This is a genomic window from Mesorhizobium sp. M0074, assembly GCF_040322975.1.
Classification (GTDB): Bacteria; Pseudomonadota; Alphaproteobacteria; order Rhizobiales; family Rhizobiaceae; genus Mesorhizobium.
On the sequence record NZ_JAMYUM010000012.1, the window covers coordinates 184,958 to 205,014 of the forward strand.

Annotated in this window: 18 protein-coding genes; 11 read left to right on the top strand and 7 right to left on the bottom strand. The window is 62.2% G+C overall.

The features are described from left to right. Window positions 1-81 precede the first annotated feature (81 nt). From NKJ73_RS18275 to NKJ73_RS18295, 5 genes are all read left to right on the top strand, one after another. Window positions 82-3,981, top strand: a complete 3,900-nt coding sequence (locus NKJ73_RS18275) for a hydantoinase B/oxoprolinase family protein (protein WP_352570491.1) — start codon at window positions 82-84, stop codon at window positions 3,979-3,981. A gap of 82 nt (window positions 3,982-4,063) precedes the next feature. Continuing rightward, window positions 4,064-5,311 (top strand): BtaA family protein, encoded by a 1,248-nt coding sequence (locus NKJ73_RS18280; protein WP_352570492.1) that lies wholly within the window; start codon window positions 4,064-4,066, stop codon window positions 5,309-5,311. Then, window positions 5,308-5,973 carry a class I SAM-dependent methyltransferase gene (locus NKJ73_RS18285; protein WP_023676783.1) on the top strand — a complete coding sequence of 222 codons (666 nt, stop codon included), beginning with the start codon at window positions 5,308-5,310 and terminating at the stop codon, window positions 5,971-5,973. The genes NKJ73_RS18280 and NKJ73_RS18285 overlap by 4 nt, the downstream gene beginning before the upstream one ends. 135 nt (window positions 5,974-6,108) lie before the next feature. Beyond that, complete coding sequence (locus tag NKJ73_RS18290) at window positions 6,109-6,411, top strand: type II toxin-antitoxin system RelE/ParE family toxin (protein ID WP_352570493.1); 303 nt, start codon at window positions 6,109-6,111, stop codon at window positions 6,409-6,411. An 8-nt stretch (window positions 6,412-6,419) separates the two neighbouring features. Beyond that, window positions 6,420-6,728, top strand: a complete 309-nt coding sequence (locus tag NKJ73_RS18295; RefSeq protein WP_352570494.1) for a HigA family addiction module antitoxin — start codon at window positions 6,420-6,422, stop codon at window positions 6,726-6,728. Between the two features lie 24 nt (window positions 6,729-6,752). On the opposite strand, the gene NKJ73_RS18300 is transcribed toward NKJ73_RS18295, so the two are convergent. Further along, complete coding sequence (locus tag NKJ73_RS18300; RefSeq protein ID WP_352570495.1) at window positions 6,753-8,129, bottom strand: serine hydrolase domain-containing protein; 1,377 nt, start codon at window positions 8,127-8,129, stop codon at window positions 6,753-6,755. A 407-nt stretch (window positions 8,130-8,536) separates the two neighbouring features. On the opposite strand from NKJ73_RS18300, the gene NKJ73_RS18305 reads away from it, so the two are divergent. Both NKJ73_RS18305 and NKJ73_RS18310 read left to right on the top strand, forming a co-directional pair. Next, window positions 8,537-9,334 (top strand): glycoside hydrolase family 25 protein, encoded by a 798-nt coding sequence (locus tag NKJ73_RS18305; protein WP_352570496.1) that lies wholly within the window; start codon window positions 8,537-8,539, stop codon window positions 9,332-9,334. 80 nt (window positions 9,335-9,414) lie between these two features. Next, a complete protein-coding gene (locus NKJ73_RS18310; protein ID WP_352570497.1) occupies window positions 9,415-10,587 on the top strand; it encodes a lytic murein transglycosylase in 1,173 nt (390 codons plus the stop codon). Between the two features lie 115 nt (window positions 10,588-10,702). Here NKJ73_RS18310 and NKJ73_RS18315 read toward each other — a convergent pair whose 3' ends face one another. Next, a complete protein-coding gene (locus NKJ73_RS18315) occupies window positions 10,703-11,596 on the bottom strand; it encodes a LysR family transcriptional regulator (protein WP_352570499.1) in 894 nt (297 codons plus the stop codon). A gap of 123 nt (window positions 11,597-11,719) precedes the next feature. Here NKJ73_RS18315 and NKJ73_RS18320 point away from each other — a divergent pair, with 123 nt between their 5' ends. Continuing rightward, window positions 11,720-12,451, top strand: a complete 732-nt coding sequence (locus NKJ73_RS18320; RefSeq protein ID WP_352570500.1) for an SDR family oxidoreductase — start codon at window positions 11,720-11,722, stop codon at window positions 12,449-12,451. A gap of 162 nt (window positions 12,452-12,613) precedes the next feature. On the opposite strand, the gene NKJ73_RS18325 is transcribed toward NKJ73_RS18320, so the two are convergent. Further along, a complete protein-coding gene (locus NKJ73_RS18325; RefSeq protein WP_352465177.1) occupies window positions 12,614-13,834 on the bottom strand; it encodes an alanine racemase in 1,221 nt (406 codons plus the stop codon). Window positions 13,835-14,060: 226 nt separating this feature from the next. Between NKJ73_RS18325 and NKJ73_RS18330 the strand changes: the two genes are divergently transcribed. Then, window positions 14,061-14,978, top strand: a complete 918-nt coding sequence (locus NKJ73_RS18330; protein ID WP_352570501.1) for a DMT family transporter — start codon at window positions 14,061-14,063, stop codon at window positions 14,976-14,978. A gap of 35 nt (window positions 14,979-15,013) precedes the next feature. Here NKJ73_RS18330 and NKJ73_RS18335 read toward each other — a convergent pair whose 3' ends face one another. The 4 genes from NKJ73_RS18335 to NKJ73_RS18350 form a co-directional block, all read right to left on the bottom strand. Then, on the bottom strand, window positions 15,014-15,703 hold the full coding sequence (locus NKJ73_RS18335; protein ID WP_352570502.1) for an RES family NAD+ phosphorylase: 690 nt from the start codon (window positions 15,701-15,703) through the stop codon (window positions 15,014-15,016). After that, window positions 15,704-16,141, bottom strand: coding sequence for an antitoxin Xre/MbcA/ParS toxin-binding domain-containing protein (locus NKJ73_RS18340; protein ID WP_352570503.1), 438 nt, complete (start codon window positions 16,139-16,141; stop codon window positions 15,704-15,706). It abuts the gene before it with no gap. A gap of 603 nt (window positions 16,142-16,744) precedes the next feature. Further along, window positions 16,745-17,662: a methylenetetrahydrofolate reductase [NAD(P)H] gene (gene metF, locus NKJ73_RS18345; RefSeq protein WP_023676795.1), complete on the bottom strand. Its 918-nt coding sequence runs from the start codon at window positions 17,660-17,662 to the stop codon at window positions 16,745-16,747. After that, entirely contained in the window at window positions 17,662-18,684 is a 1,023-nt protein-coding gene (locus tag NKJ73_RS18350) for an ArsR/SmtB family transcription factor (RefSeq protein WP_352570504.1), read from the bottom strand. The genes metF and NKJ73_RS18350 overlap by 1 nt, the downstream gene beginning before the upstream one ends. Before the next feature lie 143 nt (window positions 18,685-18,827). Here NKJ73_RS18350 and tsaA point away from each other — a divergent pair, with 143 nt between their 5' ends. Together tsaA and NKJ73_RS18360 are read left to right on the top strand one after the other, a co-directional pair. Further along, the gene (tsaA, locus tag NKJ73_RS18355; protein ID WP_352570505.1) at window positions 18,828-19,346 is read left to right on the top strand and encodes a tRNA (N6-threonylcarbamoyladenosine(37)-N6)-methyltransferase TrmO; all 519 of its coding nucleotides are present in this window, start codon (window positions 18,828-18,830) and stop codon (window positions 19,344-19,346) included. Next, on the top strand, window positions 19,346-19,657 hold the full coding sequence (locus tag NKJ73_RS18360; protein WP_352570506.1) for a DUF2293 domain-containing protein: 312 nt from the start codon (window positions 19,346-19,348) through the stop codon (window positions 19,655-19,657). Before tsaA ends, NKJ73_RS18360 begins: the two co-directional genes overlap by 1 nt. Window positions 19,658-20,057: the final 400 nt, after the last annotated feature.

Here is a 20,057-nt window from a genome sequence, read left to right on the forward strand (position 1 = left end):
TATTCCAATCATTTGACGATTGCCGGTCAGGGCCTCGCGAGCTAACAGATCGAACAGGGAAAAATCCCGGGAGCCGCCGCAGTGACTGCAAAATGGGATTTCTGGATCGACCGTGGCGGCACCTTCACCGATGTCATCGGCCGTGACCCGCAAGGCGGGCTGCATCCAAGGAAACTCCTTTCGGAAAATCCCGAAGCCTATGCCGACGCTGCCATCCAGGGCATTCGCGATTTGCTCGGCGTCCAACCCGGCGCTCCAATCCCCTCCGCTCTGATCGGCGATGTCAAGATGGGCACCACGGTTGCCACCAATGCCCTTCTCGAGCGCAAGGGCGACCGTGTGCTGCTGCTCATCACCAAAGGCTTCCGCGATGCGCTGAGGATTGCCTATCAGGCCAGGCCCGATATCTTTGCCAAGCAGATCATCCTTCCCGAACAGCTCTATGAGCGTGTCGTCGAGATCGACGAAAGGATTCGCGCCGACGGCAGTGTCGAGCGCCTGCTCGACATTGCTTCGGTACGCCCGGCTATTGAGCAAGCCAAGGCGGATGGCATCGATGCGGTCGCGATCGTCTTCATGCATGCCTGGAAACATCCCGATCACGAAAAGGCAGTTGCGAAGGTCTGCAGAAAACTCGGATTTTCGCAGGTCTCGGTCAGTCACGAGGTCTCGCCGCTGATCAAGCTGGTCGGCCGCGGCGACACCACCGTGGTCGACGCCTATCTGTCGCCGATCCTGGCAAGGTATGTGCAAAGGGTTGCCGGTGAGCTGGGCGTGGCTCCAATCTTCCCCCTCGTGGGGGAGATGTCGGCGAAGCCGACAGAGGGGGGCGCTGTCCCGCCAGCATCTCAGCATCTTAGTGACGCCAATCATGACACAAAGCACCCTACGGCGCCCCCCTCTGCCCTGCCGGGCATCTCCCCCACAAGGGGGGAGATCGGCCAATCTCCTCGCCTCATGTTCATGATGTCGTCGGGCGGCCTTACCGCCGCCGACATGTTCCAGGGCAAGGATGCGCTGTTGTCCGGCCCGGCCGGCGGTGTCGTCGGCATGGTCGAGACGGCAAAACTCGCCGGTTTCGGCAAAGTCATAGGCTTCGACATGGGCGGCACCTCCACCGATGTCGCCCATTACGATGGTGACTACGAGCGCGCCTTCGACACCGAGGTCGCCGGCGTGCGCATCCGCGCGCCGATGATGCGCATCCACACCGTTGCTGCAGGCGGCGGCTCGATCCTCCATTACGAGGCCGGCCGCTTTCGCGCCGGGCCGGATTCGGCCGGCGCCAATCCCGGCCCGGCCGCCTATAGGCGCGGCGGCCCGTTGGCCGTCACTGACGCCAATGTCATGCTGGGCAAGCTGCAGCCCGAGTTCTTCCCGGCTATTTTTGGACCGGGCCAGGACGAACCGCTCGACGTCCAGACGGTTCGCGAAAAATTCACCGCACTTGCCGCCGAGATCGGCGACGGCCGCTCGCCGGAAACCGTCGCCGAAGGGTTCATCACCATCGCCGTCGAAAACATGGCCAACGCCATCAAGAAGATTTCGGTGCAGCGCGGCTACGATGTCACCGAATACCTCCTGAACTGCTTCGGCGGCGCCGGCGGCCAGCACGCTTGCCTGGTCGCCGATGCGCTCGGCATGGAGGCGGTGCTGATCCATCCCTTCTCAGGCCTGCTCTCGGCATACGGCATCGGCCTATCCTCTGTATTTGCGTCACGCCAGCAGGCGCTGCTGAAGCCGCTGGCGGACAATTCCGGGCCAGCGATCGATGAACTCATCGCAACGCTGCGCAAAGCCGTCATCGACGAACTCGCCGCGCAAGGCATCAGCGAAGACGCGGTCGCCTCGAGACCGGTGCTGCAGATCCGCTACGACGGCACCGATACCGCGCTGCCTGTGAACTTCGGGCACGGCTCGATTGCGCAGGCCAAGGCGGACTTCGAACTGGCGCACAAGGCGCAGTTCGGTTTCGTCTACGACGACAAGCCGATGATCGTCGAATCGGTCGGCGTCGAGGGTACCGATACCGGCGGCACCGGCCGCGACGAAAGCGATTCAGTTGTTGAAGACATGGCCGCAAGTCCTTCCGGGAACCGGAAAATCTTTGTCGACGGCGTCTGGCGCGACGCCGGCATCTTCCCTCGCGAAACGCTGAAGCCTGGTAACAAGATCGCCGGCCCTGCTTTGATCATCGAGCCGAACCAGACCATTGTCGTCGAGCCGGGCTGGCAGGCCGAGATCACCGCCAAGGACCACGTATTGATGCGGCGCGTCGAGAAGAAGCGCCGACAGGCCGCACTCGGCACCGAAGCCGATCCGGTGATGCTGGAGGTCTTCAACAACCTGTTCATGTCGATCGCCGAACAGATGGGCGTAACGCTGCAAAACACTGCCTATTCCGTCAACATCAAGGAGCGGCTCGATTTCTCCTGCGCCGTCTTCGACCGGAATGGCGCGCTGGTCGCCAACGCACCGCATATGCCGGTGCATCTCGGCTCGATGGACCGCTCGGTGGAGACCATCATCCGGCTCAATTCCGGCGACATTCACCCCGGCGACGTCTTTGCGCTGAACGCACCTTACAATGGCGGCACCCATCTGCCTGATATCACAGTGGTGACGCCGGTGTTTTCCCTCCCCCTTGAGGGGAGGGTGGCCGCGAAGCGGCCGGGTGGGGTCCTCGCAGAAGGCACCACAAATGCGTCGAGCACTGCCGCAACGACCCCCTCCGGCGGCTTCGCCGCCACCTCCCCCTCGAGGGGGGAGGAGATCCTCTTCTACGTCGCCTCGCGTGGCCATCATGCCGACATCGGCGGCACCGCGCCCGGCTCGATGACGCCGCTTGCCACAACCGTCGACGAGGAAGGCGTGCTGTTCGATAATTTCCGCATCGTCGATCGCGGCCGGTTCCGCGAGAAGGACCTGGAGACGCTACTCACCAACCACCCCTACCCGGCGCGCAATCCGCACCAGAACATCTCCGACCTCAAGGCGCAGATCGCCGCGAACGAAAAGGGCGTCGCCGAGCTGCGCAAGATGGTCGCGCATTTCGGCCTCGATGTCGTCGAAGCCTATATGGGCCATGTCCAGGACAATGCCGCCGAAAGCGTGCGCCGCGTTCTGGAGCGGCTGCCCGACAGTTCCGAATACGAATATCCGACCGACACCGGCCAAATGATCAAGGTGAAGATATCGGTCGACCGGCGGAAGCGCGAAGCGACCGTCGACTTCACCGGAACGTCGCCGGTGATGAAGAACAATTTCAATGCGCCAGAGCCAGTCGCCCGAGCCGCTGTGCTTTATGCCTTCCGCGTCATGGTCGAAGACAACATCCCGATGAATGCCGGATGTCTGCGGCCGATCAACATCGTCATTCCCGACGGCTCGATGCTGAAACCCGCCTATCCCGCGGCGGTCGTCGCCGGTAATGTCGAGACCTCGCAACACGTCACCAACGCGCTGTTCGGCGCCATGGGCGCGATGGCCAATGCGCAAGGCACGATGAACAATCTCACCTTCGGCAACAAGCAGTATCAGTATTACGAGACGATCTGCTCGGGCTCGCCGGCCGGCCGGATGAACGACGGCCGCGGTTTTGCCGGCACCTCCGGCGTCCACACCCATATGACCAATTCGCGCCTGACCGATCCGGAAGTGCTGGAACTGCGTTTCCCGGTATTGCTCGAGGATTTTCATATCCGCGAAGGCTCCGGCGGCGAAGGCAAATGGAATGCCGGCGACGGCACCAGGCGCACCATCCGCTTCCTCGAAAAAATGGAATGCGCGATCCTGTCCTCGCATCGCAACCGCCCGCCGCGGGGACTGGACGGAGGCGGGGATGGCGAGGCCGGTTCGACCAAGGTCCGCCGCAAGACCGGCGCGATCGAGACGCTGAAAGCCTGCGATCAGACCATCCTCGACGCTGGCGAGGCGGTCATCGTGACGACGCCGACCCCAGGTGGATTTGGCAAGGCCTGAACTCGCGTCAACAGGCTGTCACTGGCCTGTCATCACCCTGCGCTACCCGCTTGCGGCAAAGCAAACGGGGAATCGCCTTGCCATGACGGACATTTCTGGGGACCTGGTTTTTCGCCGCGGCAAGGAAGTCGGCAAGGCCGTCTACCAGAACCGCCCGCTGTCGAAAGCCGGCATCTCCGAGCGCCTGTTCGCCTTCCTGTTCTCCGGCCTCGTCTATCCGCAGATCTGGGAAGACCCCGAAATCGACATGGACGCGATGCAGCTCGGGACGGGCCACCGCATCGTCACCATTGCCTCCGGCGGCTGTAACATCCTTGCCTATCTCACCCGCTCGCCGGAAAGGATCGATGCCGTCGACCTCAACGCTGCCCATATCGCGCTGAACCGCATGAAGCTCGAAGCCGTCCGTCACCTGCCGTCGCAGGGCGACCTGTTCCGTTTCTTCGGCGCGGCTGAGACCGGGCACAATTCACAGGCCTACGATCGCTTCATCGCACCGCATCTCGACCCGGTCAGCCGCCATTATTGGGAGCGCCGCAACTGGCGCGGCCGTCGCCGCATCGCTGTCTTCGACCGCAATTTCTACCAGACCGGCCTGCTTGGCCTGTTCATCGCCATGGGCCATCGCACCGCAAAATTTTTCGGCGTCGACCCGGCCGGCATCATGGACGCCAAGAGCATCGCCGATCAGCGCCGCTTCTTCGATGAAGAGCTGGCGCCGGTCTTCGAAAAACCGCTGCTGAAATGGGCGACCTCGCGAAAGGCTTCGCTGTTCGGCCTCGGCATTCCGCCGGCCCAGTACGATTCGCTGATCACCTCCGGTGACGGCACCATGGCCAGCGTGCTGAAGGCACGACTGGAAAAGCTCGCCTGCGACTTTCCGCTGAAGACCAATTATTTCGCCTGGCAGGCTTTCGCCCGCCGCTACCCTAATCCGGGCGAGGCCGCCCTGCCCGCCTATCTCGAAAAGCGCAACTACAAGACGATCCGCAACAATCTCGATCGCGTTGCCATCCACCACGCCAATCTGATCGAGTTCCTTGCCCGCAAGGATGCCGGCTCGGTGGATCGCTTCGTGCTGCTCGATGCACAGGACTGGATGACCGACCACCAGCTCAACGGGTTGTGGGCCGAGATCACCCGAACCGCCTCCACCGGCGCCCGCGTCATCTTCCGCACCGCCGCTGAACCCAGCCTGCTGCCCGGCCGCGTCTCGAATTCGCTGCTCGACCAGTGGCGCTACGAGAACGACGCCTCGCGCGAGTTTTCGGCGCGCGACCGCTCGGCCATCTATGGCGGCTTCCATCTCTATGTGAAGCGGTCCGCATGAGCACGACCGACTTGCCGGCCAGCCATGCCGAGCTGATGGACGGCGTCTACCGCTGGCAGCGTCATATCTACGACCTGACCCGCAAATATTATTTGCTGGGCCGCGACCGGCTTATCGCCGGACTGGATGTGCCGGCCGGCGGCACCGTGCTCGAGCTCGGCTGCGGCACCGGCCGCAACATCATCCTCGCCGCCCGCCGCTATCCCGGCGCGCGCTTCTTCGGCCTCGATATTTCGGCCGAGATGCTGGAGACGGCCACTGCCGCCCTCGCGCGCGAAGGCCTCTCCGGCCGCGTCACGCTGGCGCGCGGCGATGCCACGAATTTCGACGCGAAAGCGCTGTTCGGCGTCGAAAGTTTCGACCGCGTCTTTGTCTCATATTCGCTGTCGATGATCCCCGGCTGGGAAAAGACGGTATCCGCGGCTCTTGCTGCTCTGTCACCGGGTGGCTCGCTGCATGTCGTCGATTTTGGCCAGCAGGAAGCCTTGCCCAGCTGGTTCCGCAAGCTGTTGCGCGGCTGGCTGAAAAAATTCCACGTCGAGCCGCGTCAATCGTTGCGCGCGATTCTGGATTCGGAATCTGCAAGAGTTGGCGCAAGCGTTCGATTCAAAACACTTTATCGCGGCTACAGCTGGCTCGCCGTGAGCAAGATCGCCATCTAATATCAATTTTGCCGTGGAAGGTTTTGGGGCTCCAATCCTAAATGAGGGCCGTGGCTGAAATCAGTTAATTGGCTAAATCACACATTGCCATATGACCCAAGGAGTGGTACATTATCTCCTCGCCGGAAGCATGGGATGATCATCGGCTTTAGAGATGGATGGCTGCGGGCTTTCTTCGTGGACGACACCCACTCCCGCAATATTCCGTCCGATCTCGAAAGCCGCTTGTTCCGCAAGCTCCAGATGATTGACGACGCGGTGATCGATCAGGATTTGCGTGTGCCGCCCAGCAACCATTTCGAGAAGTTGCGCGGCAATCTCGAAGGCTTCCATTCGATCCGTGTCAACAAACAATGGCGGCTGGTCTTCCGCTGGGACTGGGGCCGGGGCGAGGCGTCGGACATCTATCTCGACGACCACAGTTATATATATAAGTGAGGTGAGACATGTTGATGACCGCACGCAAGCCAGCAACGGTTGGCGAAATTCTTACGGAAGAATTCATGCAACCACTCGGCCTGACACAGGCGGCTTTGGCCGAAGCTATGAGCGTCCAGCGCAAGCATGTGAACGAATTGTGCAACGGCCGCCGCAACGTGACGGCGGCTACCGCGCTCATTCTTGCGCGGGTGTTTGGCAACAGCCCGGATTTCTGGTTGAACGTCCAGCGCCGTAATGATCTTTGGACGGTTATGAACTCACCCGACGAGCGGGCGCGTGTTGATCGCGCCAAACCTTTGGCGACAGCCACATAGACAAGACTGCGACCGCCGCATTCCTCAGTGCAGCGCCTTGATCAGCGCCGCCACCATCGCCTGCGGCCGATAGCCGAGCCTGGCCGGCGTCAGCCCGAGCCGCACCACAACCAGCTGCTCCGAGGGGATGATGGCAACCGTTTGCCCATCATGCCCCTCCATCCAATAGGTGTCCTTGGGCAGGCCGGCGGCAGTGCCGGCGCCGGGGTTTTCTTCGTCGCCCGGTCCTTCTATCCATAATTGCCCCTTGCCGTAGACTTTCGAGGCAGTTGCCGGTTCCCGCATCCAGTCGACGAAGCCGGCGGGCAGGATCTCCTGGCCGTTCCAGACGCCGCCCTGCAGCAGGAACTGGCCGAAGCGCGCCCAGTCGCATGCCGTGGCATAGAGATAGGACGAGCCGACGAAGGTGCCGTGCTCGTCGGCCTCAAGCACAGCGCTCTGCATGCCGAGCGGATCGAACAGCGCGGTCCTCGGCCACGCCAGTGCCTTGTCCTTGTCGCCGATTGCGTCCTGCCACAGCCTGGACAGCATCACCGCCGTGCCGCTCGAATAGGAAAACACCTTGCCGATCTCGCCGGTCAGCGGCTTGGATCCGGCAAAGCCCGCCATGTCCGGTTCGAGATAGAGCATGCGCGTTACGTCGGCGACGTCGCCATAATCCTCGTTGAATTCCAGCCCGCTCGACATCGCCATCATGTCGGCGAGGCTGATCACGGCGCGACCATCTCCCTTCCAGGGACCGAACAGACCCTGGTTGGTCATCGCCAGCTTGCCCTCCTTCACCAGCGTGCCGACGATCGCCGCATTTACGGTCTTGGTCATTGACCAGCCCAATAGCGGCGTCTTTTCGGAAAAGCCGTCGCCATAACGCTCAGCGACGATGCGGCCTTTCTTGACCACCACGACGGCCCGCATGCCGGCGCCGGTCATTGCTGGATCGTCGAGGACTTTCGCGACCTCGGGATCCTGCGAGGCATCGGCCTTGTCGCCCTCCGGCCAGATCAGATCGGGCAGCGGCGCCGCCGCTGGCGCGGCTCCCGCGATAGCCTTGGCGGCGGCAATATCGCCGTCGGGAACCGAGGCGCAGCCGAGCCCGTCGCGCGCAACCGCGACACTTTTGCCGAGCACACCGAACAGGCCGGCCGAAACCGTTCCCTTCTTGTCGACCGACACTCTCATCAGCTTCAGCAGCGGGTGACCCGGCGCCTGCACATCGACGGCAAGCACATCGTCGGCATCTCGCCCGGCGATGAAGACGTTCGAACAGACGATCTTGGCCGCATAGCCGGAACCGACGCGGATCAGTTCTGGCGGCGCAAAATACAGCCAGCCGGCGAGTACCGCGGCGGCCAGCACAGCCAAGCCGAGCAGCCATTTGACGAACTTCAAAAGGATCTGCATTTTGAGTTCCCCCGGGCGCGCTCGATCTATGTCATCGATTTGCCGCCATTGTTTCGGCAAAATCGCGGCTCTTGTCGAGCGCCGTCAACCGAATATCAACCATGATCGGCGATCACAGGTGCATGTCGCCCAGAAGTGCGCAGCGGTTTTGGGACAACGACATGCATAGACAAAAGAGCTAAGCGCGTCGAAGCGACGCGCTTAGGACAGACCGGGCGATCCTGTGGGGTGACCGTCCGGCGGGGCTTGAATGCATGCGTCCCAAAACTGCGTAACGGTTTGGGAATGCATGAAACGAAGATCCAGGCGCGTCGCGTAAGTCGGTTTCAGACACGCTGCGCCCGGTCGAGGGGCCACCCGCGGAAAGACCCATCAGCGGCCGGCTGAAACCGGCTCGGGAAGTAGCGATGCGCCGTTTCGCGGTCCTCATCACGCTGATGCTGCTTGGCGCCTGCTCGACGGTCGAGGATCTGACGCCATCGCTGTCGTCGTCCAGCGCCTCGATGGTTGCGGTACGCGCGCCGCGTTTTGCCGATTCCGACCCGCATGAATGGGACAGCGGCGCACCGTGGAGCTACGCCGTCCACGGCACCGACGTCTCCAAATACCAGACCTCGATCGACTGGCCGGCGGCCAGGGCCAGCGGCATCTCCTTCGCCTTTATCAAGGCAACCGAAGGCGGAGACCGTTTCGATGAAGCTTTCAGCGAGCATTGGAGCCGCACGAAGGCCTCGGGCGTCCCCCGTGCCGCCTATCATTTCTTCTACTTTTGCACGCCGGCCGCTACCCAGGCGCGCTGGTTCATCCAGAACGTGCCCAAAGACGGTTCGGCGATGCCGCCGGTTCTCGACATGGAATGGAACCCGAAATCGCCGACCTGCAGGCTGCGGCCCGATCCCGCCACGGTACGCAGCGAGATGAGCACGTTCCTCGAAATCGTCGAAAAATACTACGGCAAGAAGCCGATCATCTACACGTCTGTCGATTTCTTCGAAGATAACGGTTTATCGGGCTTCCGCAATTACCCCTACTGGCTGCGCTCCGTCGCCGGGCACCCGCGCCAGAAATACGGCAGCCATCCCTTCACCTTCTGGCAGTATACCGGAACGGGCGTCGTGCCGGGCATGACCGGAAACGCCGACATCAGCGTCTTCAACGGCTCCGAAGCCGCGTGGAAGAAGTGGTTGCGGCAGAACACCCGTTGACACCAGGCCTGCCGCCTGCTTTTCGACACAGCCAATGACGGATGCCCGCAACCGCTGGTAATCTTCTCGGAAGGATGGCGATGCGATCGCGCTTTGGACTTCTCGCGGCGCTGCTCCTGAGCGCCGTGCCGGCCGCGGCACAGCAATGCGGCGGCGATTTCGAGGCATGGAAGCAGGGCGTGGCGGCGGAGGCCAGGGCGGCCGGCGTCGGCGCTGCCGGCCTTTCTGCGCTGGAAAACGCCACCCTCGATGAAAAGGCGCTGGCACGCGACCGTGCCCAGGGGGTCTTCACCCAGACCTTCATCGAATTCTCGAACCGCATGATCTCGTCCCATCGGCTGAAGCAAGGTGCGGCCAATCTGCAAAAATATGCCGAGGTCTTTGTCCGCGCCGATCGCGAATACGGCGTGCAGGCGCCGGTCATCGCCGCTTTCTGGGCCCTGGAGACCGATTTTGGCGCCGTGCAGGGCGATTTTCATACGCTGAACGCGCTGGTGAGCCTCTCGCATGACTGCCGCCGTCCGCAGTTGTTCCGGCCGCAGATCGTGCCGCTGCTGATGTTGATCGATCGCGGCGTGGTGCCGGCCGACGTGACCGGTGCCTGGGCCGGCGAGATCGGCCAGACGCAGATGTTGCCTTCCGACTATCTCGGCCACGGCGTCGACGGCGACGGCGATGGCCTGGTCGACCTGCGCGGCAGCGCGCCGGACGTGATCATGAGCACGGCTAGCAAGATCCGGTCGCGCGGCTGGAAGCGCGACCAGCCCTGGATCGAGGAAGTCCGTGTGCCCGACGATTTGCCGTGGGAGCAGACGGGACGCACCAACAAGCTGCCGTTGACGCAATGGAGCCAGTGGGGCGTTACCAGGCCCGACGGTACGCCGCTTCTCGACAACGGCCTGAAGGCCGGCCTGGCGCTGCCCATGGGTCGCAAGGGGCCAGCCTTCCTGACCTACGACAATTTCGACGTCTATCTCGAGTGGAACCAGTCCTTCACCTATGCCCTGACCGCGGCAAATCTTGCCGCCCGGCTGGGGGGTGCGCCGCGATTCGATCCGCGCAACCCCGAACCCGGCCTCAACGGCGACCAGATGAAGGCGCTGCAGACCAAGCTCGAGGCGAAAGGCTATGACGTCGGCACCGTCGACGGCATACTGGGCACCAACACCCGCGAAGCGATCCGCAAGGAGCAGAAGCGGCTGGGCCTGCCGGTCGACGGCTGGCCGACGCCGGAGCTGCTGGCCAGGCTGTGAAGGTGGTGAATGGTGAATGGTGAATGGTGAAAAGAATAGCACCGGAGCCGCATTGAGCACCAGAGCTACCACTATTCACTATTCACTATTCACTATTCACTATTCACTATTCAAATCACCGCCTGGCAAGCAGGAAATCGATAAAGGCTCGCAGCGGCGCCGGAACCTGGCGGGAACTCGCGTGATATAGATAAAAACCCGGAAATCTCGGCGACCAGGCGTCGAGAAAGCGGACGAGCTTTCCCGCTTCGATCCATGGCCGGACCTGATATTCCAGCATGTACGCCACGCCGACCCCATCCAGAACCGCCCCGATCATCAGTTCCGTATCGTTGATCGTCAGGCCGCCGCTGACGGCCACTTCCAAAGCACGTTGGCCTCGGGCGAACTCCCACCGGTAGATGTTGCCGCCGCTGGGCCACTGGAAATTGATGCACTGGTGGTGATGCAGGTCCGCGGGGTGACGCGGTATCGGGTGATGCTCCAGATAGCTCGGCGCCGCCACTGCGGCCATCTCGAGTTCCTCGCTGAGTTTCACCGCCACCATGTCCTTGTGCAGCCGCTCACCCAATCTGATTCCGGCATCGAAGCGGCCCTCGACGATGTCGGTGAGCATGTCGTCGACAATGATTGTGAGGGCGATATCGGGATAGTCGCGGCGGAAATCGCCGAGGATCGGCGCGATGAAACGCGTGGCGGCAATGCGCGGAACATTGATGCGCAGCGAGCCTGCCGGCCGGCCGCGTGATGCATGCGCGTCGGCGACGGCCCCTTCCAGTTCGCTGAACGCCGGTGCGATGCGGGCAAACAGCTTCTCGCCCTCAGCCGTCGGCGACATGCTGCGCGTGGTGCGGTTGAGCAGGCGGACACCGAGACGCTCTTCCAGCCCGCGTATCGTCTGGCTGAGTGCTGGAGGCGAAATCCTGAGCTTGGCCGCGGCGCGGACGAAGCTGCCCTCTTCGATGATTGCTGCAAATGCCGTGAGTTCGGAAAACTCGGTTCCGCGCATTATGTACCCCAGGCTTAACAAGTCAGTAAGATAATAGGCTATTCTCTGAGCAATACCATGCCCATAGCTTTCCCTGGAACGCCGCTCGATCGAGGCGGCCGTAATCAGACGGAAGGAACAGCCATGCATCGTCCACTCGAAGGCAAAACCGCACTTGTGACCGGCAGCTCGCGCGGCATCGGGCGCGCCATCGCCGAGGGGCTCGCGGCCAAGGGTGCTGCCGTGGTCGTCAACTATGTCGGCAACGAGAAGGCCGCCAGGGAAGTGGTTGCCTCTATTGAAGGGAATGGCGGAAAAGCCGTTGCCATCCAGGCGGATGTCTCCAGCATTCCCGACATTCGCAAGTTGTTCGACGAAACCGAAAGGCAGATGGGGCCGATTGACATCGTCGTCGCCAATGTCGGCGTCGCCGTCATAAAGCCGCTCGTCGAGGCCACCGAAGCGGATTTCGATCATGTCTTCGGCGCCAATGCCAAGGGCACCTTCTTCACGCTTCAGGAAGCGGCGCGCCGCGTTCGCGACGGTGGTCGCATCGTTGCCGTTTCCACCGGTGGAACTAGGATGTTCTTCACGCAGACGGCGCTTTATCTCGGCAGCAAGGGAGCCGTCGAGCAGTTCGTTCGCGTCCTCTCGCGCGAACTCGGCCCGCGCGCCGTTACCGTGAATGCGCTTTCACCAGGCTTCACCGACACCGACCTGCTTCCCGAACGGGACCGCGCCGTGGCCGCCGGCATGTCGCCCTTCGGCCGGATCGGAGCGCCGCGCGACGTCGCCGATGTCGCGGTTTTCCTGGCTTCCGACGAAGCTCGCTGGCTAACCGGCGAGAACATCCAGGCTGGCGGTGGCGTGGCCTGACTGAATGGTGAATGGTGAATGGTGAATGGTGAATGGTGAATGGTGAATGGTGAATGGTGAATGGTGAATGGTGAATGGTGAATGGTGACGATTCACGGGAGCGGGACGGAACGCAAGAACTACTTCTATTCACTATTCACTATTTCACTTATTCACCATTCACTAATCCGCCATCGTCTCCAGGCTGGCAAACCCCTGCGGCGCATCGCCTTCGTCGAATGGCGTTGCCACCTCGACGAAAGTATCGGGATAGAAGCCGTTGAACCGTGTTCGGAGCGACAGCGAATAGGCGCCGATATGGCCGATCTCGATCCAGTCACCGGTATCGACGGTTTCGGGCAGCCAGAACGGCCGCGACAATATATCGACGGAATCGCAGGTCGCGCCGCAGACCTTGAACGGCACGATGGTCTTGTCCTCGCCATTGCGCGAGCGGATCGCCGGATCGGGGATGAAGCGTGCCGGCAGCGTGATCTTGCCGGTCCATGAATCCGACAGCGACGCCCAGATGCCGTCATTGATGTAGAGCCTTTTGCCCTTGCGCAGCAGCACGCGCACGATCAGCGACAGGCAGCGCGCCACGATCACCCGGCCCGGCTCGGCCACCAGCGGCATCTGGTCGAACTGGTACTCCTGGAGGTCGCCCGACAGCCGCGACATGATCTGGCCGAGCGACGGCATTTCCGGCTTGCGGCTGTTCGGATCATGACCGTATTCGGCCGGAAAGCCGCCGCCGACATCGAGCCCGGCAATGTCGAAACCGACGCGGTTGCGCACCCAGTCGGCGGAGGCCAGCGCCCGCTCGTAGGTGTCGGGATCCTCGATCTGGCTGCCGACGTGAAAGCACAGCCCGACCTTGTAGCCCGTCCGGTTCAGCCGTTCGGCGAGTTCGACCGCATTGGCCGGTCCGGCACCGAACTTCTTCGACAGTTCGTAAGCTGCCGAGCCTTTCGTCTGGATGCGCACGAACACGGTAATCGCGCCCGGATCGATGTCGAGCGCCCGCACCACCCTGGTCAGCTTGGTGATCTCGTCCTCATGGTCGAGCGAAATGACGCGGACGGCGTATTTTTCCAGCGCCAGCCTGATGTCCGACTGCGCCTTCACCGGGTGCATGTAGAGCATCTCGGCGTCCGGCGAGACGGCGCGCACGGCGGCGAATTCGCCGGGCGAGGCCACATCGAAGGCACTGACGCCGGCCTCGACCAGCGCGTTGAGCACGATCCGCTCGCCATTGGTCTTGACCGCATAGGCGGTCTTGCCGGGAAACATGCCCATGAACTGTTTGGCATCCGCCTTCAGCACCTGCGGGCGGAAGCAATAGATCGGATCGTCCGGGCGAAGCGCCAGCGCTGCCTCGCGGGCATTTTCGAATCGCTGCATGGACGAATCCCTTGACTGAGGCTGCGCACAATTAATCCAAGCTAGCGGCTAATGAAAACAATTCTATGTCTCGCCGCCCTGGCTTCGCGGCGCTACGCCGTTCTGTACGCCGGTTATGAGCGAGCTAGGCCATCGCTCAGGTTTCGGGTGGCCCTTGCCGCCGGACCGGGTAGAGCGTGAACAGATGCCTGAAGAGAGCAAGGCATCTCGTCTGGGAGGACGACCAATGGCGATAGCTGCCACCACCACGATGCGCGGGCCGATGGTGCTCAAGGACTGGGCGCAGCTTCTGCTGCTCGGCGCCATCTGGGGCGGCTCGTTCTTCTTTGCCCGTATTGCGGTAGCGGAACTTCCGCCGCTGGTGCTGGTGCTGTTCCGCGTCACCATAGCTGCGATCGCGTTGCAGCTCTATCTTGCGGTCCGTGGCCCGTCGTTTCGCCTCGCCTTGCCGCATGCCGGCCTGTTCTTCCTGCTGGCGCTCGCCAACAATGTCATTCCTTTCTCGCTGATCTTTGCCGGCCAGACCGAGCTTGGCGCCGGTGTCGCCTCGGTGCTCAATTCGACGACGCCGTTCTGGACGCTGATCCTCGCCAACGCCCTGACCAGCGACGAAAAGCTGTCGTGGAACAAGCTTGCCGGCATCGCCCTTGGTATCGCGGGAACGGCGGTGATGATCGGCCCCGGCCTCGTCGCCGGGCTCGGCGGTCCGGTCTGGGCGAAATTCGCGCTCATCGGAGCGTCGCTATCCTATGCGGCTGCACTGATGATTGCCCGCCGCCTCAAGGGCGTGCCGTCACCGGTCATTGCCGCCGGACAATTGACCTGCTCGACCATCATCATGATCCCGGTCGTTCTGTTCACCTATGATGCCGCCAATCTGTTTTCGGCCTCGCCGCCGGTCTGGGCGGCGGTGCTGGCACTGGCGCTGCTGTCGACGGCCTTCGCCTACATCCTCTATTTCAATCTCGTCGCCTCGGCCGGCGCCACCAACGCCTCGCTGGTCACGCTCATCGTGCCGGCCAGTGCCATCCTGCTCGGCTTCCTGTTCCTGGGCGAGCGGCTCGAACTGTTCGAACTCGGCGGCATGGCGCTGATCGCCCTCGGCCTCGTCACCATCGACGGTCGCCTGTTCGGGCGGCGTTAGAGATGGCGCAGCGAAGTTGTCGCTCCGATCGTGCGCTATATGGGCGTGATCGCGGGAACAGATGAACCCTGCCATTCCAGACGCCAGATACCGCCTTGCCGGAGATTCTGAACGAGATCGGGAAGGAAGGCGGCAAGGCAGGTCCCGCCGACATGTCTCACGGAAGGATACACAAAACCGGTCGCGGCGTCTTGCTTGCGAAGTTGCTTCGCCAGCGCCTGACCGGCAGGATAGGCTAAGGCGGTATCCGGATCGAGCACCGGGTCCTTGCTGAACTCAGCACCGCGCAGATCGTGAAACGAGCCTATGAAGTCGGCAACGAGCTCCGCGTAGTCGGTGACGTTTTCGAACCGTTCGATCGCGGCAAGCTCGCGCGTCAGATGAAACGAGACCTCGCCGAGCGCGGTTTCCGCATCGAACCCACAGTACCAGACGCCCCTGGCATCATCGTTGAAACGATTGCCGCCCGGACGGGTGTAAGCGAACGCCGCATTGATGAAGGTGTAGCCCGGCCTCCCGAAAACCAGTTCGCGCGGATCGAGGTCGGGCAATCCCCCTTGCTGCGCCTGAAGGCGGCCGCTGGTGGCTCCTTCGAGCTCCGCAAGGTCCTCCAAATCTCCATGATTCCTGGCCAATGGCATCAGGACCGGTTCCTTGAGCCTGCCTGTCGAAATCAGCCGGATCGTGTCGCGCTGGGAAATGTCAGCGCGCGGCGGGATCTGCATTCAAAGTCCACCGCGCAAAGCGTCGATATGTTGGCGAACCTGCAGCAGCTTCGGAATGCCGCCCTCGATCATAACGTCCAGGGGGCGCCGGCCACCATAAAGAGCCCCTTTGTTCGGCAACCGCACCCATTCATCGGCAAGCGCTTCGGAGAACAGAAGCCGCAGTCCCTTGAAGATGCCGATCAGGGCGCTGATGCGTGTCAGCGAATCCTGGGAGAGAACGCCCTCCCACTCGCCTTTCTTCATGCGGAACCAGGTTCTCTCCGACACGTCGCCGATCAAGGTACAGATCTCGGTGCTGGTCAGATGCCAGATGTCTGCGAGCCTGACGATGCCGGCAACAGCCGCTGGCGTGAGCCGCGCCCGCGCCGAGGCATCCGCCAGATTTGCCGGCAAAGCCTGATTTGCAGGATCGCGAACCGCATAAGCGACACTCATTCCGACCTCCATCACTTGGCAGTCAATATACTGCCAATTGGCAGAAAATTCAAGTCCTGGCTATCTCACAACGCTGCCGATTGCCCACCGCATTCGTATAGGGTGCGTATAGCGTGCAGCATCCGGTTGGATGCGCAAAGGACGCGTCGAATCTTCAGTCGTTCCGAAAATCGATTCCGATTTCTGCCGCGGTAGCGCTGCCATTCTCGTTGCTGCCACGGCTTTGCCACAAATTATTCACAGGTCCCGAGCCGGCTTTTGACAAAGAGTTTCAATGCCTAACGGCAAACGGCAGGTCGCAAATTCCACAATCTCGTCGCATTGCAGCAAAGTTTCTGCTTGCCTGTGGCACAAATGACCCTAGACTCTCGCCATAGCTCTTAAGAGGAGGCTATGACATGGGACTGACGAGGCCGATCAACGCATTGATGATTTGTGCTGCGTTTGCATTCATCGGCGCCCTCATTATGGGCGTCCTTCCATAAAGCCGCTGAGCGGGGGAAGACCAGCACCGAATAGTCCAAACCATTTGAAAGGCCGGGCGTTTTGCCCGGCCTTTTGCATTCCCCCGATCTTTGACATTTCAAAAAGGTGCCTGCCGCCTTACGCCGCGGCTGATCCCGCCGCCTCGACTTCATGCGACCTGATGCCTATCATGTGGCAGATGGCGAAGACCAGATCGGCCCGGTTCATCGTATAGAAGTGGAAATCGCCGACGCCGCGCTCGACAAGGTCCAGCACCTGCTCGGCGGCCACGGCAGATGCCACCAGCGCATGCGTTTGCGGATCGTTCTGCAGCCCATCGAAACGCTCGGCCAGCCATGCCGGCACCAAGGCGCCGCACCGCGCCGAGAAGTTGGCGACCTGGGTGAAATTGTGCACCGGCAATATGCCCGGCACGATCGGTATGTAGATGCCGGCCCGCCGTGCCCGCTCGACATAGCGCTCATAGAGATCGTTGTCGAAGAAGAACTGGGTGATCGCCCGCGTCGCTCCGTTGTCGGCCTTGCGCTTCAGCATGTCGAAATCGGTGGCGAAATCCGGGCTTTCCGGATGTTTTTCCGGATAGGCCGAGACCGATATGTCGAAATCGCCGGCGCCCTTCAGCGCATCAACCAGTTCGGCGCCATTGGCATAGCCTTCCGGATGCGGCCGGTAGGCCGCGCCGACGCCCTCGGCCGGATCGCCGCGCAGGGCGACGAAACGCTTGACGCCCATATCGGCGAACTCCCGGATCACCGCATCGACCTCGTGACGCGCCGCATCGACACAGGTCATGTGCGCCGCCGGCGTCAGCGTCGTTTCGTTGAGGATGCGCTTGACGGTGCGGGCCGTCCGCTCGCGGGTCGAACCACCGGCGCCATAGGTGACCGAGACGAATTTCGGCTTGAGCGGCTCAAGCCGGGTGACCGTGTCCCACAGCCTAGCTTCCATCTCATCGTTTTTCGGCGGAAAGAACTCGAACGAAACCCTGACCTTGTCGCCGATGTCGGGGCGGCGGGAGAAGCGGAACTGGTTCATCAGGCGGTTTCCCCTATCGGATACGCATTGGCCGGTTGTCTGTCGTTGGAAGGCTCGGCAATCAGCATGCGCCGATCGCGGCCGAGCCAGAGTTTGACGGTGAGCTTGGCCTCGTTGCCGCCGCGTGGCTCGAATTCCTGGCTGTCCTCAAGGTCGAGCCCGGCCTCGGAAAACCAGTCGCCAATCTGCCGGTCGGAAAAGCCGAGACGCATATGCGCGTGCTCCTCGCGCAAGAACTCCAGCGCGTGCGGCGCGAAATCGACGATCACCAGCCGGCCGGCCGGGCGCAACAGACGTGCCGCCTCGCGGATGGCGCGGGCGGGATCGTCGAGATAATGCAGCACCTGATGGATGGTAACGAGATCAAAGGCGTCGCGTTCGACCGGTGGCGCAAAAATGTCGCCCTGGCGCACTTGCGCATTCGAAACGCCGGCCTTGTCGAGATTGGCCCGCGCCACCGTCAGCATCTCGCGCGACATGTCGATGCCGACACCGCGCCGATAGAGCGGCGAAAAGATCTCGAGCAGCCGTCCGGTGCCGGTGCCGAGATCGAGCATCGACTGGAACGGCCGCTTGCCGACGAGCTTGATGAGAGCTGCTTCGACCGCGCGATCCGGCACATGCAGCGAGCGGATATGGTCCCAGCTTGCGGCGTTTACCGAGAAATATTCGGCAGCCCGGTCCTGCCGCTTGCGCTTGACCGCGGCCAGCCGTTCGAGATCACGCTCGACCTGCGGATCGGCGCCGCGGATGCCGGAGACCAGCCTGAGCACAAAATCGCGCGACGTGTCGGAATCCGAAAGCCGGAAGAAAGCCCACGAGCCCTCCTGGTAGCGGCCGATCAGCCCTGCCTCCAGCAGCAATTTCAAATGGCGCGAGACGCGCGGCTGCGACTGGCCGAGGATTTCGGTGAGATCTGAAACGGTCAGATCGCCGCGCGACAGCAGCGCCAATATGCGCAGCCGGCTGGATTCGGCAGCCGCCTTCAATGTATCTACCATCGTGTCGAGAGCGACATGCATGCGAGCATTCTCTTTGAAAAAGATATAAACATATGTTTATGTCGATTTTGATGGGCTTGCAAGCGCTATGTCGCTTCCGGACAAGAAAATGACGCATGCGTGGCGGATTGCGCAAAGTCGGAAGCATGATCGAGGCGAGACCCATGTTCGAAACGCGCAGCGGCGAAAAGCTTCTGGAAACCGACCCGGCAACGATGCCGCCGGATGGCCATGTCGTCTTCATCGGCCGCATCGCTTCGCCTTGGGTCACGCGGGAGACCTGCCCCAAGAACATGAAGGCAGCGCGGGAGATGGGACAGCCGGCGGTTCTCACGATCGATCCGCTCTATCGGGACGGCCTGCTTGGGCTGGAACGCGCTAGCCACGTCATCATCCTGTCCTGGCTGCACCATGCGCCGCGGCAACTGATTGTCCAGAAACCCCGCCATGCCACAGAGCCGAAAGGCGTCTTTTCACTGCGCTCCCCTGCCCGGCCGAACCCAATTGGGCTGCATGTCGCCAGGCTGGTTGCCGTCGAGATCGACACCGGCCGCGTCGATCTCGATGCCATCGACGCGCTCGACGGCACGCCGGTCATCGACATCAAGCCCTATTTCGCCTCGACCGATGCCTTTGCCGATGCGACCATGGCCGGGCGGGACGAGCCAGGGCCGGTGGAGTGATGAGCGCGCCGACCGGCCGCCGCCGCGCTATCGCCAAGGCGCTGACAGCGCTGCTGCCGCTGGCGCCCTATGCCGACATGGAAAAGATCCGTGCCGATGCCGGCGCCGTGCACATGAAGACCTTGCCGCCGAGCATTGCCGTGTGGCTGGCGACGATAGCGCATATTCGCCACGCCCACACCGACTACGAAAAGCTGCTGGCCGAAGGCTATGACCGCGATTCCGCGCGCTTCTTCGTCATCGATCAGACCAACAATGTGCTCACCCGCTGGCGCGCCACCCGTCTGCTCGACGATGAGGATGAGGCGTAGAGCGATGGCAGGCACACGCGTCGAGTTCTGCGCTCTTCACCGTTGTGACTGGCGAAATCGAGAGGTGACGGCCAATCTCCCCCCAAGTGGGGGAGATGTCCGGCAGGACAGAGAGGGGCGCTGTCCCGCCGACCTCAGGTCGGCAACATCGGAACTTTCAAAGCCTGAAATAAAAAACCCGCCTCGGAGGGCGGATCGTTGGAGCCAATTGGTACCATACCCAGATTAGTAGCATAGCTGCCGGCACAAAGCAAGAACAAAATACGCCGTGACTAGAGGTCGCGTTCCTTCGCGCCCCCCTCTGTCCTGCCGGACATCTCCCCCACGAGGGGGGAGATTGGCAGCTTCGGCGCCTCGCTCGGTCAGCAACGTTGGAGATTGGCGAAAGCCGAGATGACGG

What these genes read in the sequence shown, in the direction of transcription:
- NKJ73_RS18335 (WP_352570502.1), bottom strand. Translation starts at nt 15,703, where the DNA reads ATGCAGATCCCGCCGCGCGCTGACATTTCCCAGCGCGACACGATCCGG.
- NKJ73_RS18300 (WP_352570495.1), bottom strand. Translation starts at nt 8,129, where the DNA reads ATGCAGATCCTTTTGAAGTTCGTCAAATGGCTGCTCGGCTTGGCTGTG.
- NKJ73_RS18280 (WP_352570492.1), top strand. Translation starts at nt 4,064, where the DNA reads ATGACGGACATTTCTGGGGACCTGGTTTTTCGCCGCGGCAAGGAAGTC.
- NKJ73_RS18350 (WP_352570504.1), bottom strand. Translation starts at nt 18,684, where the DNA reads ATGCATGTCGCTCTCGACACGATGGTAGATACATTGAAGGCGGCTGCC.
- metF (WP_023676795.1), bottom strand. Translation starts at nt 17,662, where the DNA reads ATGAACCAGTTCCGCTTCTCCCGCCGCCCCGACATCGGCGACAAGGTC.
- NKJ73_RS18330 (WP_352570501.1), top strand. Translation starts at nt 14,061, where the DNA reads ATGGCGATAGCTGCCACCACCACGATGCGCGGGCCGATGGTGCTCAAG.
- NKJ73_RS18305 (WP_352570496.1), top strand. Translation starts at nt 8,537, where the DNA reads ATGCGCCGTTTCGCGGTCCTCATCACGCTGATGCTGCTTGGCGCCTGC.
- NKJ73_RS18295 (WP_352570494.1), top strand. Translation starts at nt 6,420, where the DNA reads ATGTTGATGACCGCACGCAAGCCAGCAACGGTTGGCGAAATTCTTACG.
- tsaA (WP_352570505.1), top strand. Translation starts at nt 18,828, where the DNA reads ATGTTCGAAACGCGCAGCGGCGAAAAGCTTCTGGAAACCGACCCGGCA.
- NKJ73_RS18340 (WP_352570503.1), bottom strand. Translation starts at nt 16,141, where the DNA reads ATGAGTGTCGCTTATGCGGTTCGCGATCCTGCAAATCAGGCTTTGCCG.
- NKJ73_RS18310 (WP_352570497.1), top strand. Translation starts at nt 9,415, where the DNA reads ATGCGATCGCGCTTTGGACTTCTCGCGGCGCTGCTCCTGAGCGCCGTG.
- NKJ73_RS18315 (WP_352570499.1), bottom strand. Translation starts at nt 11,596, where the DNA reads ATGCGCGGAACCGAGTTTTCCGAACTCACGGCATTTGCAGCAATCATC.
- NKJ73_RS18285 (WP_023676783.1), top strand. Translation starts at nt 5,308, where the DNA reads ATGAGCACGACCGACTTGCCGGCCAGCCATGCCGAGCTGATGGACGGC.
- NKJ73_RS18325 (WP_352465177.1), bottom strand. Translation starts at nt 13,834, where the DNA reads ATGCAGCGATTCGAAAATGCCCGCGAGGCAGCGCTGGCGCTTCGCCCG.
- NKJ73_RS18360 (WP_352570506.1), top strand. Translation starts at nt 19,346, where the DNA reads ATGAGCGCGCCGACCGGCCGCCGCCGCGCTATCGCCAAGGCGCTGACA.
- NKJ73_RS18320 (WP_352570500.1), top strand. Translation starts at nt 11,720, where the DNA reads ATGCATCGTCCACTCGAAGGCAAAACCGCACTTGTGACCGGCAGCTCG.
- NKJ73_RS18290 (WP_352570493.1), top strand. Translation starts at nt 6,109, where the DNA reads ATGATCATCGGCTTTAGAGATGGATGGCTGCGGGCTTTCTTCGTGGAC.